We start from the raw sequence: 14,722 nt of genomic DNA on the forward strand, positions 1-14,722 counted from the left end.
TGACTCTTCGTGCGATATCAGGCGCGACGCCGCCGGCTCCCGGCGCGTCATGGGGAGGAAGATCAGTCGATCTGGCTTCAGACCATCAGCTTCAGCAGCTGCACGCCGGCGTGGGCGTCGATCGAGTCGTCATCGATGCGGTCGATGATGTCCTCGATGCTCTGTGACGGAAGGTTTGAGGAAGTCGTCGCAGCCGGGTCCGACATGCCGGCCCAGTATCTTTCTTTAGCGAACGGATACCCGGGCAAACTCATACGCCTGGGCTTGGCGTCGCCCCAGAGCAGCGCCCAGTCCACCGCGTGGCCTTGCAGCCACGATTCGAGCTGCTTGCCGAGGTTGTCCGTGCCTCGAACATCGCTTTCACCCGCGAGCCAGGCGCGGAGCTTGTCGCTCAGTTGATCGAGCGAGCGGACGACAAACCCAACGCGCTCCACCATAGCCTCGCGCCCTGCTTGCAGAGTCCAGGCCAGGGACGCCAGCTCGATCGTTTGGTCGGCGGACTCGATGAACTCCAGCAGGTCGCGCCCCTTCTGTTGCAACTGTTCCGGCGTCTTGGCCGATAACGGCACGATGACGGTGCGGTTGGCATGGTTGGCCTCCTGGCGAGCCGCCGGTGAGTATTCCTGCACCACCATGTGAACGTTCGTGCCGCTGTGGCCGAAGGAGTTGATGGCCGCCGTTCGAACTTCGCCCGCTGGTTGCCAGGGCGTGCGCTCGGTGACGACGTAGAACGGCGAGTGCTCGAATTCGATGAGTGGGTTGAGTGTCTTGAAGTTGAGCAGCTTCGGCAGTTGCCGGTGCTGCATCGACAACAGCACCTTGATCAAACCCGTGACGCCGGCCGCCGCAGCAGTGTGTCCTACGTGAGATTTCGCGCTGCCGACCGCGCAATAGTTTTGCTTGCCCGTGTAGTGCTTGAACGCCCTTACCAGCGCATTCGTCTCCACCGGATCGCCGAGCTTGGTGCCGGTGCCATGCGCTTCGACATAGCTGATGCGCTCCGGATCGATCTTGAATTTCTCGTAGACGCTGCGGATCAGCTGCTCCTGCGCGGCGCCGTTCGGAGCGGTAATGCCGTTGCTCGCTCCGTCCTGATTGATGCCCGAGCCTTTGATCACGCCGTAGATGTGATCGCCGGCGGCAATGGCGTCGTCCAGGCGTTTCAGCATCACCATGGCCACGCCTTCGGAAATGATGGTGCCATCGCCCGCTGCGTCGAAGGTGAAACACCGCCCGCTGGGCGACAACATCTCGATTTCGTCCAGACGGATCTGCGTCGTCTGGTCCATGCACGCGTGCACACCGCCCGCGAGCACCACATCCGTCTCCCGGTTCCTCAAGCTCTCGCAGCCGAGGTGAATTGCCACACCCGAAGAGGAACAACCCGTGTTGACGACGAACGCGGGGCCGTTGAAGTTCAGCACATAGGACAGTCGCGAGGCGATGATCGCTTCCGACAGGCCCGTGAAGGTATGGCCTCGATATCCCGTGGGCTCCGAACCGACGAATACGCCGGTTTGCGTGCCCGCCAGCGCCCGCGGGTTATAGCCGGCGTCCTCGATGGCGTTCCAGCTCTCCTGCATCACGAGTCGCTGATGCGGATTCATGGACTCCGCTTCGTTCGGCGAAATGTTGAAGAACAAGGGATCGAAACAATCGCGCTCTGCGAGCACGCCGCCCCATTTGCAACGGGTCTTGCCCTTCTGCTTCTTCGGGCTGTAGTTCGACTGATCCAGATATCGGGCGGACAGCTCGTCGACGCCATCGACGCCGGAGACCAGGTTGTTCCAGAACTCCCGCACGTTCTCGGCTTTCGGGAAGCGGCCCGACATGCCTACGACGGCGATGTCTGCGCTCACGGCAGGCGCCCGGCTCTCGACTCGCTTCGACTGGCGCTTCGTCTTGACGGTAATTGCTTGCGTCGGCACGGGAGCTGGCGTTGCAGTTGGCGCGCTATTCGGCGGCGATCTCAACTGTGTCTCGATCTGATCTCCGTACGCCGCCAGAACGTGTTTGCTCAGCCGCTCCAGGGACGGATACTCGAAGATGATCGCCGTGTTCAGCGAGATCCGCAGCGTGTCGTTCAGCTGCTTGACGAAGTTGACGCCGAGGATGGAATCGATGCCGTAGTCGGAGAATGCGATCTCGGCGCCGATGCTCGCGGCCGGAACCTTCAGCGTCTTCGACAGGCAACCGAGAATCGCGTCTCGAACATGCGCACTGCTCGATACCGCTGGCGCGCGCTCGACTGCCACTGTGCTTGTTGACAACGGGTTGCTCGCTCGCCGCGGGATGGGCGCCGGCGCTTTGGCAACCACCTGCGGAGGCACGACACTTTCCACTCTCTGCCGGATGAGTCCGTTACTGCGCGCGACGATGACCTGATTGCCAAGCACATGCGCCTGCTCCACCGGAAACTGCACCGAGCAGAATCCTTCTTCTTCGAGCACGCGCTTCCAGCTCTGTGGATACAGCCCCGGACAGCCGGGAATACGCAGCTCTGGATCCTGGAACAACCACCAGCCATCCAGCAGCGCGACCGTCAGATGAGGTGACAGGGATTTGTCGCTGATCTCATTGAGCAAAAGGAAGCCATTGTTACGAAGCGCCGCCTTGGCATTGCGCAACGTCTGTCGAATGTCTCGCGTGGCGTGCAGGACGTTCGTTGCAATCACGACATCGTACGTGCCGACATCGATGCCCTGAGGCTCGATGGGCTGTTCGATATCCAGTCGTCGGCAGACGATATACGGATTGCCCGGGACATAGTTTTCCTCGGCATGCAGGAAGAACGCCTTGGACAAATCCGTGTAGCAGTACTCCTCGACGGCATGCTGGAACGGCTTCAGCTTGGCGAACACCATCGCCGACGTTCCGCCGGTGCCCGCACCGATCTCGAGGATTCGCAACCGCGTGCTTGGATCGGCCTGCAGGCGCTGCTGCAGACATGCCAGCACGGCGTCACCCACGACTTCGTTGTACGTGTCCGCGATCGCATTTTCCTTGTAGAGCGCAGCCACCTTCTCGGGAGACGAGTTCGGGAAGATGACATCCGTCGCCGAAACATTTCCATTCAGGATTTCGGGCAGGCTGACCAGGCAATCGGTGACCAGCGCAGTGAGCGCCTTCGAATACGCGTCACCGGCATACGCATGTCGTCGTGTCTGCCATTCGTGCCATTTCGCCTTCGCTTCCCTGGCATCCCAACGGACGATGACATCGTCGCGCAGCTCGATGAACTGCCGCTTGGCCAGCATGCGCAGGCTTTCGTTGACCCATGGAATGTACTTGTCGAGGATCCGGCAGCGCCGATGCAGCTCCGCGACGCTCGACGGCACTCGCGCCGGCAGGCTGTGATCCGACGCCTCGACCAGACGATTCAGCTGGTAGAACAGCAGCTGACTGAACCAATCGTCGAGGTCGCTGCGCTCCTGAGCGCGTATCAGGGTCGCGATGCGCCCGCTGGGAGGGTCGATCTGCAGATCCGTCACTGGCGGCGCGAGCGGCGCGTCCGCGGCCAACGTCACGATCTCCTCCGAGTTGCAGTTGATCAGCGGCTGCACCTCTTCCGAGACTCGCATGCACAAGACCTGGCGAATCCTGCCCTGCTGCAGCTCGCCGACGAACCGCTCGAAGCAGGCGAATCCTTCTTCGTCGCTGAGCGAGCCCACGTTCTTCGCGCGCACGTCCTGGTGGACTTCCATGCGTTCCCTGACGAAAGCTCGCCACGCGCCCCAGTTGATGGTGCCGACCGGAACTTTCGTCGTGCCCTGAATGGATCGCGTGAAGCTGTCGGCTGCGCTGATGCCTGCGGCGTAGGCCGCAACCGTCATTGCGCCCGAGAAGGAGTAAGCCTGTCCGGAAGAGAAATACACCATGAAGTCCAGCGACTCGTCGCTCAACGCAGCGTGGAACACGCGGCTTCCCTGCGTCTTGATGCCGACGACGGACTCGAACTGAGCCTCCGAGATCAGATCGATGGAGTTGTCGATGCCGAACACCATGCCCGAGAAGATCGCGCCGTTCAGTGCCGAATAACGATTCTTGATGGTGGCAACGGCCTGACGCATCGAATCCAGGCTCAGCACGTCCGCCTGCAGATAGCTCAGCTTGCTGCCGAACTCCGCGAACGCTTGCAGTGCCGAGCGCACTTTCGGCGAGTCGGCATCGCTTCGGCCCAACCAGACCACGGTAGCCCCATACTTCTGGATGAGATTGCGCGTGATGATGCGACCGACGATGCCCGTGCCGCCCACAATGAGATAGACGCCCTTCTGTTTGATCGCCGTTGGCGCGGGCTGGCCCCAGTTCAACTTGAAGAACGAGCCACGATAACGCTTGCCTGCCTGGAGCTTGAACACCTCGCCCCGGTCAGAGGACGGCTCGCGACCGATCACGGTGAGCAACTGCTCGGCATTGCTGGGATCGCGCAGATCGTCCGCCGACAGATCGAGGTTTCGCACTCGGAACTGATAGTTGCCTTGGGCCAAGGAATAGCCCAAGCCCGATGCGCCCGCTCCGGCCCCCGCATTGGCTGCGCCGCTCAGCGAGTGGTTGTCGACCGTGAGGATGTAGGTGTCGACCTTGTCACTGACCTTCTGGCTGTGTTTGAGGAACTTCACCAGCCGTAACAGCTGGCCTTCCGCATCTTCCTCGACCGAGGAATGCTTGGCCTGCTCGCTCGCGGCCAGGAAGTACAGCGCGTCGACCTTCCGAACGCCTTGCAACGCCGTCTCGAATGCTCGCGAGTCCCGCACTCCGCAGCGCCACTCGTTCTGTGACAACTGCGCAGTAGTTTCCGCCAACCGAATCAGCACGACGTTCGCCTGCTGATTGCGCTGGCGAATGACCTCTTCAAATCCGTAGGAACCGTCGCGGCAGACGATAAGGACCGTCTGATGTGCCAGGGTCAAGTTCGGCAGCGAATCCCGGCACTCTTCCCAGCGATACAGATAGCTGATGCCATCCCACTTCGATTCGTTCGGGGCGACGACGGTGCTGCCCGGCGCCGTCCATCGCACGCCTCGCATCAGGACGCAGGCATTTCCGGCGTCGTCACAGAGGTCGACATCCAATGCCCGGTCGTCATCCGATGCGTATCGGATCAACGCATACATCCGGTCGGCGCAGGCCGAAGCGACAGTGAACGACTCGACGGAAGCCGGCAAACGCGAGCCCGCGTCGGCGCCAAGGAACATCGTGCACGCTTGCCATGCGCCTTCGAGCAAGCATGGATGCAGCACGTAGTCTCGAGCGTCACATTCCGGCGCGATTTCGATTCGCGCCAAGAGGGAGCCGTCGCCACGGAAGACTTCTTTCAGCCCTTGGAGCGAAGCGGGCTGCAGCTCATCTCGCGTCATCCGGCCCATCGCGGCCGCAAGGTCGAGCTGCTCCGCCTGGACATTCGCAACCAGATCCGCACGGCCGCGCGCATGAACCACTTCAGTCTGGATCTCGAATTCGATCCCGTCGTCATTGGCCTCGAGGTTGAGGGTGACGTCGGTCGGTTCAGTCACGAACAATGGCTGGTCCCATTCCATGCCGGTAATGGAGAGCGCCGCCGGCACGCCATGATCTGACGTGGCGTGCACGATCGCCGCGCGAGCCATCTCCACGAGAGACAAGGCTGGAAACGCCTTCGTGTCGTCGAGGAAGAACTCGTTGCCATTGAAGCTCGATCGATATCGCTGCTGGCTGAGCAACGACGCATTCCTGTGCACCAACGGATGGATCCGATCGTCATCGATCTGAGAGTCCGCGACCGCGGCGCTGTCGATCCAGAAGCGATCCTTGGCGAAGGGATAGCCCGGCAACTCGATCCGGCGCGGCTTCGCCTCGCCGTACAGCTGCTTCCAATCCAGCGTCAGGCCCTTCGACCACCACTCCGCCAGCTTGGCGAGCTTGCGCTCTCGCAGCCACTTGCCAACCATGGTCGTGCGGACATCGTCGTCCTGGGCGAACAGCAGCATCTCTTCCTTGTTCCGTTGCGCCTGACCGTGGAATGTCCCGGCGATGCCGGAATCGTCCGCGACGTACGCTTCCAGCTTGGCGATCAATTCGTCGAGTGAACCGGCCAGGAACACCACGCGATCGGCCATTGAATCGCGGGCCACTTGCAGCGTATAGGCCACGTCGGCCAGACGCATCGTTTCGCCCCGCTTGCGCAGAGCCCTCAGCAGATCGTCGGCTTTCTGTCGCAGCTGAGTTTCATTCCTTGCTGACAAAGGCACAATGAACTTCTCACCCTGTGGCCAGACCGGGGCGTCGAGATCGCCCTGCGAAGACGCCACATGCTCTGCAATCACGAGGTGAGCGTTAGTGCCGCTGAACCCGAACGAGCTGACAGCCGCGCGACGCTGGCCCCGATCGGCAACATTCCAATCAGCCAGGCTGGCGTTGACGTAGAACGGAGTGCCGGCCAGATCGATGTGCTCGTTACATTGTGAGAAGTTCGCAGCAGGCGGCAACTGACGATGCCTCATCGCCAGCAACAGCTTCGCGACACCCGCCACACCAGCGGCGGTCAGGCAATGGCCAATGTTGCTCTTCACCGAGCCGAGCGCGCAGTAGTCCTGTCGAGCGGTGAATGGCTTGAACGCCGCCTTCAAGCCCGCGACCTCGATCGGATCGCCGAGCTTCGTGCCGGTGCCGTGCGCCTCGATCAGCTGAATGCCCGCCGGATCGATCTCGAAGCGCTCGTAGATGGACTGCAGCAGACGCGCCTGGCTGTCCTCGTTCGGCGCGGTGATGCCGTTGGTCTTGCCGTCCTGATTCACGCCCCAGCCTTCGATCACGCCGAGAATGCGGTCACCGTCGCGCTCGGCATCGACCAGACGCTTCAGCACCACGACGCCGACGCCCTCGCCAATCACGAAGCCATTGGCGCGCTGATCGAAGGTGAAACAGCGACCGTCGCTCGAGAGCATGCCGGCTTGCGAAGTCATGACGTGCATCGACGGACCCGACATCACATAGACGCCGCCGGCCAATGCCAGATCGCTCGTCCCGAAGCTCAAGCTGTCGCACGCTTCCGCTATCGCCACCAGCGAGGATGAGCACGCCGTGTCGATGGAAATGCAGGGGCCGCGGAGATTCAAGAAATAGGCGATGCGAGCCGCCAGGATCGATGTCGCCGCGCCGGTAAAATCCTGTGCGCCCAGTGGGTTCTTACGAGGTAACTGATGATAATCGCCGGCCGCGCAGCCGACGAAGACGCCACAGCGACTGCCTGATAGCGATTGCGAGTCATAACCCGCGTTCTCTATACCGTGCCAGCACGCTTGCAGGAACACGCGCTGCTGCGGATCCATGCATTCCGCTTCGGTCGGCGAGATGTTGAAGAACAGCGGGTCGAACGCGTCGTAATCTTCCAGCGCACCTAGCCACTTGCTGTAGGTCTTGCCAGCCGCCGCCTCGCCCGCTTGGTAGTAATCGTCCAGGCGCCAACGCTGGTTCGACACTTCGCTGATGCAATCGCGGCCCGCGGCGATGTTTTCCCAGAACTGGTCGAGATCGTTGGCCTTGGGGAACTGGCCTGCCATGCCGATCACGGCGATGCGCTGAGCCGCGGACGCATCCCGTGCAATTACGCTTGAACGCAGACGCGCCGGTTCACGATTCAATCGCGATACGAGCTCGCGGCGTGCGACTTTCGATGGTGCGGCCGTGGTTCGTGCAGGCTGAACTGTCGGCGCTGGCATCGGACCGGAAGGTGGCGCCATCCTGCCGGCTTCCTGCATCACGAACCGACTGAGCTCCGCCAGCGTCGGATAGCTGTAAACCTTGGTCGCTTCGATGCTCGTGCCATAGCGATCGTTGATCTTGCGGATCCAGGTCACGCCCGTGATCGAATCCAAGCCAAGGTCGGTAAATTGCACGCCTTCGTCGATGCCATGGGCCTGCATGTGCAGCTCATGCGCGAGCAGGCTCCTGAGCGCTTCGATCACGTCGCGAAGGTTCGTGCCTTCGTTGGCCGTCGATTGAGTTGCGTCGGCGCGAGTTGTCGTCACGGCCGGTGCATTCGAGAACTTCGTCTCGATCTGCGCCAGGGTGTCGTCCTGGCCAACGAACGTCTGCTCATGCATCTGCACTTCGCGTCGATAGACATCCTCGCGCACCTGGCGGAGGGAATGCGTCCACTGACGTTTCAGAGCTTTCAGTTGGTCTCTGGGATGCTTGGCAATGCTTCTGGCTAGTTCGATGGCGGCCGACAAAACGTCCCGCCGCGGCATGACTGCAGCCTGTAGCCCACGATCCCGCAGCTCATGACCGGCGATCTCGCGTGCCGTGAGCAGCGTTTCGCGTGCGAGATCGTGGCCGATCTTTCGAGGGAATACTAACGTCGCGCCCGCGCCCGGTGTGAAGCCATAACCCATGTAGGGGCTGTGAAAGCGGCTCTCTTCGCCGAGCACGACCAGATCGGCAAACATGCCCAAGGACCAGCCTGCGCCGATGGCATGCCCTTGCATGGCCGCGATCACCGGCAGAGAACAGTTCAAGGCAATCTCGTAGATGCGCTCGTCGGTGAACTGCGCCTTGCCCTGCTGGATCGACAGCAATGTTTCCTTGGTGCCGCCCGCCGCGAAGTACGTGTCATAGCCGGTGAGCACGACCACTTTGCAGGTCGGCGTGTGCTCGACGTACGCAAAGGCCTGCTTCACGGCACTGAGCAACGATTCGGAGAACAGATTCTTCGTCTGTCGATCGTGCATGGTGATCACAGCGACGCCGTCGGCTTCGTTGGCCACGGTCACTGCATCGGATTGAGGAGCCTTCGGCGCGGAGGTCGGAGCCGCCTCCAACGGCAGAATCTCGGGAGCGTGCTCGGCGACGGACACGCACGACGCTTTCCAGGCTTCGATAGTCTCGCGCGGCCACTCAGTCCAGAACTCGGCCAAGCGCAACGCCTGCGGAATGACTTCCGATGCTTCGGCCACGGTCAGCGCACCCATTCGAGCACGCAGGTCGGCTCCTTTGTAGCTGCGGCCCGTCAGGCAAGCTTCCTGACCCAGCGCTGGCCCAAGTCGGCTCACGGACCGAGACGCGACTTCGCGAGCCAGCGCTGGATCGGCCCAAGGACCATTTGCGCGGTAGCGTCCCTGTGTTTGATACACACAGGCATCGCTCCACAATCCCAACAACCATGCAGCGCCCTCGGCGTCGCCTGTGAAAGCCGTGATCACGGGCGCCTTGCAGCCCTGTACCAGTCGGCGCAGCTCCAACGTGGCGTCCGCATCGACGGTCTCACTCGAAGGCAGGAAGCCCGACTGAGCGCTCGTCAGCACGATGGCGCGGTGGCCGGAGAATTGCTCGATCTGCTCGAACAGCGTGGCCAGGTCGGCAATCAGCTGTTTGATACTGACGGCGTTCGACTCGATCTGGACGACAGCAACGTTCTCCGTCGACCCCTCGAGCGAAATGTGTGCGGCCGGCGAGACGATCTTGGTGCGAGTTCGAGGATCCAGTCCGCCCTGCACTTCCGTCGGACTCGCCACCGTCAGCGCATCGACGAGCGGCACGAGTTCGCGCGCCAGATGTTCCTTCAGCAAGCGCAGCGACGTTTGGGACTTCTGCGCAAGGTCGGTCGCAAGCTCCATTGCCTTGGCGTCGACTTGTGCAGCCGGCACGATCGCGCATGTCCAACCCTTCTTCAGCAGTTGCTCGCCGGTCCAGGGACCCGTTCGGTACAACAGCTCATCCGCCTGCACTTCACCGAAGCGCTCGGCGAAGAAGCGTCTTTCACTCTCGCTCGGGAAGAGTCCCAGCCGCGGGCTCGTGAACTCGTAACGCCCCTCTTTGCTGCCGACCATCAGGTCACAGACGCTGGCGAGCAAGAAGCCGCTGCCGCAGGCACCTTCCTGCATGACTGCAATTACGGGGAACGGGAACGATGCGATCTCGCTGAACAGGCGGCGCTCGACCGCTTGGTTGCAGGTGGCCCTGTCGCCGGGCCAGAAGTCGTCCCTGCCTTTGATCAGCAGCACCTTGAGAGAGGCTTCCCGCCGCGCGACGCGCAAGGCATTGAGTAGTGGCTCGACGGCGGTTGCCGGCTCAGCACCGGGTGCCGGCGCGATTTCAATGGAGAACACGCCGTTGCTCACATCGAAAAGCTTCACGAACGAGCTCGTCGCCTGTGCAGAACCGGGCGAAGCCAAGTCGAGAAGAGTTACGGCCGCTCGCGGCGTGGACTCGCTCGCCTGCAGCTCATCGGTGGCTGCTAATGTGACTTTTCTGGCCTTGGCCGCAACGGGAGCATCGACGGACGCAGCCGGCTGAACTCCAAGTGGAATCTCCCTGGGCTCGGAGGGCGCTGTCGGAGCGGGCACTACGAAGGCGGCATTCTCCGCGACTTCGTACTGTAATCCGCGAACCTGCAGGCATACATCGCCCTGCTCGCTGCACACGTCGATGTCGACGCCGGTTGACGCCGCCGCGCGAATCCATATCAGCGCAGTGTCGGGACACTCGACCAGCAGGCGCGCACAACCCATGGACAGCAAAGAGATGCTTTCCCCCGCGAAGTCTGTCACGCACCCGGCGACGATCTTCAGCAGTTCCGGGCGCAAGGCGTAGCGGCCCTTCTCGTCGGCACTGGATGCATCGAGACGAACAGTCGCAAGCAGCTGCCCCTCTCCTTCATAGCAACTGACCACGCCGGTTCGCAGCGGCTGCGACCGCGCGCGCATCGCCGACATAAGCTGCACCGTATCGACACGCTCTCGTGTCTGCGCGCGGGTGTAGGCCGCAAGACTCTGACAATGCACGACGCCATCGCCACTCACGATCTCGACATCGATGCTGTCATTGTCACGCGCCTGCAGGACGACGCGAACGGCCTGCTCTACAGTCAGAACGATCGGCCGACCCCACGCGATGTCGCGCAGTTCGAGAATGTCCGACGGCAATCGGCCCGACGATGCAAGCCCAATTGCAACGCGCGTCATCTCCAGCGCCATCCACTCAGGCAGCAGCGATCGACCGGTTGCCTCATCGCGTTCCAGGAACGACTCCGTCCCAGTGAAGCTGGATGTATAGCTCTGCTGCTCGAGTGTCGAAGTGTTCTTGTGAACCAAAGGATGCAATAGCGCCGTCGTTCGACTCGGCACGGTCGCAACAGGCGTCGGCAGTGCAAGCCAGTAGCGCTCTTTGGCAAACGGATAACCTGGCAAGCTCATGAGCCGCGGCGTCGCGCCGTCCTCGTAGAACTTCTGCCAGCTCACCTCCACGCCGTTGACCCAGGACTCGACGAGCTTCGACAGCTTGGCGTCAGCAATCCATTGATCGACGACCTTTCGGAAATCGGCATCGGCAGTGAGCACCGACAAGGGCGTGTTGTGGCGTCCGATCTGGCCACGATACAGGCCGTCGACTGCAACCTGCCCTGCGAGAAACTGCTGCAGCTGGTCGGTCAGCTGTTCGACCGAGCCCGTCACCAGGCCCAAGCGCTCATCCAGCGCTTCGCGTCCCACCTGCAGCGTATATGCCAGAGACGTCAGATCGAGCGCATCCGCTTGCGTGCCAATGAAAGTCAGCAGATCTCGCGCCTTCTGCTCGAGCTGCGCCGTCGTCTTTGCCGACAAAGGAACGACGACCAGCTCGGCGCCGCGGACAGCAGCGACCGATCTGGACCGATACTCTTCGACGATCACGTGCGCATTCGAGCCGCCTGCTCCGAATGACGAGATACCCGCGATACGCGGCACGCGCTGGCCGTCGACTTCCGGGCACTCCCAATCGCGCAGCGACTGATTCACCACGAACGGTGTGCTGTTGAAATCGATGTGCGGATTGAGCTTGCTGGAGTGAAGCGAGGGCGCGATGAGCTGATGCTTCATCTGCAGCAGCACTTTGGTCAGGCCCGCGATACCGGCGGCCGACTCGCAGTGACCGATATTCGATTTCGCCGAGCCGATCAGACAAGTGCCCATCGCCACTTCGGCCGCTTGCGAATCGCCGCGCAGGGCATTGCTCAGCGCCGTGATTTCGATCGGATCGCCGAGCTTCGTACCGGTGCCGTGTGCCTCGATATAACTGATGTGTCTTGGATCCAGATCGGCATCTGCCAATGCCTGGCGGATCACGTCGCTCTGCGCCTGCGGATTCGGCACGGTATAACCATGGGTCTTGCCACCATGATTCAGCGCGGAACCACGGATGACGCCATAGATGACGTTGCCATCCCGCTCGGCTTCCGAAAGCCGCTTCAGGACGACGACGCCGACGCCTTCACCCGGAATGTAACCATCGCCGCCTTCGCCAAAGCTCTGGCAGTGACCGTCGCTGGAAATGAACTGGCCGGCGCTCAGCAACAGATACTTGTTCGGATGGATGCTGACGTTCACACCCCCCGCAATCGCCAGTTGCGTCCGACCCTGCCGCAAGTCTTGGCACGCAAGGTGAATGGCCGTCAGCGACGAGGAGCACATGGTGTCGAGTGTCATGCTCGGACCATGCAGGTTCAAAAAGTACGAGACGCGATTGGCAATGCTCGCAAAGCTGCTGGAGACCGCCATGCGTTGACCTTGCACGCTGGCCTCGGCGCCAAACAGCTGATATTCGCTATGCATCGCGCCGGCATACACGCCCACTCGATCGTTTGGCAGGCTGCCGCGCGTGTAACCCGCATCCTCGATCGCGAGCCACGCATGCTGCAGGAACAGGCGCTCCTGCGGGTCGATGCTCTTCGCCTCCTTCGGAGAAATATTGAAGAACAGCGGATCGAACTCGTCGACGCCCGCGATGAACCCGCCCCACTTGCTGAAGTGGCGTCCGGTCTGCGTGCGGTCTTCGCTGAAGTAATCCCGCCAATCCCAACGATCCCTGGGAACCTCGACGATGCAGTCCTTGCCGTCGCGGAGATTGCGCCAATAGGTGTCCAGATCCGGCGCCTCCGGATAGCGACCGCTCAACCCGACGATCGCAATGGGTTCGGCGCTGTCGGTCGAGCTGAAGTCGCTACGGCGCCGCCGGGCAGCGACCTTCTGCGTCGGTGCGGGGGTGACTGGCGCCACCTGTCGCTGGCTCGGTGCTCGCGGCGCGGCCTTCCCCACCGCCGCTGGAGAGAACAACACATCCAGCGCTGGCGCGTGGGCCCGAACGAAGTACTCGGCGAGCGCCTGCACATTCTGATATTCGAACAGCAGCGTCTTCGACAGCGGCCCGAAGGTTCGTTCCAGGCTGTTGATGAGACTCACGGCCAAGATGGAATCGATGCCATACCGCTCCAGACCCGCGCGCGGATCGATGTTATGAGCAGGCAGCTTCAACACCGTCGAGAACTGCTTGCGCAGATAATCCCGAGTCTTTTCCAGCAGGTCGCCGGCCTCCTTTGTCGCCGGTTCGCTTGGCGCAGGTTCAATCGTCGCGGGCTGAGTCTGCAGGGTCCGGCTGGCGAGCACGCGATGCAGTTGCGCCAACTCGCCTTCCATCACGAGCATCTGATCGTGATTCGACTGCAAGCATCGATACAGCGCCTGAATGCCGGTGGCGGTCTGCATGGGTTGGATGCCGCTCGAGCTGCGCAACGATTCCAGCGTCCGCTGGTCGAGCGTCATGCCGCCTTCCGACCAGAACGGCCAGTTGATGGACAACGTTCGGCCCGATCGCTCGCCGGCCGCAACGGCTCGATTTCGGTCAGCGGCGAATCGATCCATGAACCCGTTCGCCGCCGCGTAATCGGCTTGCCCGGCGTTGCCCATGACCGCGGCGATCGACGAGAACAGCACCAGGAAATCCAGCTCAACATTCCGGCTCGCCGCATCCAGGTTGAATGTGCCGGTGACCTTGGACGCCAGCACTTCGCGAAACTCCGCGGAGGTCTTCTTCAGGATGAAGTTGTCCGCAATCATGCCTGCGCTGTGAATGATGCCGTTGAGCTGCCCGTGCTCTTCAACGATCGCGGAGATCAGCTGCTCGACCTGCGTCAGGTCGCTCACATCGACGCAACGATATTCCACACGGCCCGGTGTTGCCGCGTCGGGTGCGGAACGACCCGCGAGGATGACTTTGGCGCTGGTCGTTTGCTGAAGGATCTCGCGAGTAACGATCTGGCCCAGGCCTCCCCAGCCGCCCGTGATCAAGTAGACGCCGTGGTCCTTGAATGCGATCGGCGCGTCGCCCTCGCTCGACGGCAGCGGACTCCAGGCTTGAACGTGCCGGAGACCGTTCCGATATCTGACGACCGCATCCGCTTCTCGCTGAAGCTTCTGCGCCAGGTCAGCGGTCGTGATGCCGGCCGGCACCAGAATGCATTGACCGACCACGCTGGGATTTTCCAGCATGGCAGTCTTGAGCAGCGCGAACAGTCCCATGAACACGCTTTGCCCGCCAGCGTCCGGCACCACGAGGCGCACGAGCACTTTCCTTTTCGGCTTGCCGCGCAGGATGCTCTGTATCGCCTCGAAGCAAGCGACGGCATAGTCACTGTAGCGCTCCGCGATAGTGGCGCCCTCGGACCGCAATGACTGGCCACGACCATTAGTCACAAGCGTTGCCAAGGCCGTGGCATCCACACCGGGCAGCTCACATAGCAGCACGAGCTGTTCGGAGTCTGTCGACTCGTTCGAGATCTCATCCGCGCTCGCTTGCCACTGCGGGCTCGCAAGCACGACGCCGACGCTCTGTTGTTGCCGCTTGAGCGTCGCGATGATCTCCAGGGCCGCTGTCTTGGACAGCTTGCCCGTGGACAGATCCTGATAAATCTGTTGCAACTGTTGTTTCATCC

Annotated in this window: 1 protein-coding gene; it reads right to left on the reverse strand. The window is 61.9% G+C overall.

The genetic code is table 11. The features are described from left to right. Nucleotides 1–77: 77 nt before the first annotated feature. Entirely contained in the window at nt 78–14,720 is a 14,643-nt protein-coding gene (locus tag GYH35_RS04850; protein WP_161827777.1) for an SDR family NAD(P)-dependent oxidoreductase, read from the reverse strand. Nucleotides 14,721–14,722 lie beyond the last annotated feature (2 nt).

The organism is Steroidobacter agaridevorans (assembly GCF_009932555.1).
GTDB lineage: Bacteria > Pseudomonadota > Gammaproteobacteria > Steroidobacterales > Steroidobacteraceae > Steroidobacter > Steroidobacter agaridevorans.

Bases quoted from the DNA above. Each gene is read 5' to 3' on its own strand.
- GYH35_RS04850 (WP_161827777.1), bottom strand. From the start codon at position 14,720: ATGAAACAACAGTTGCAACAGATTTATCAGGATCTGTCCACGGGCAAG.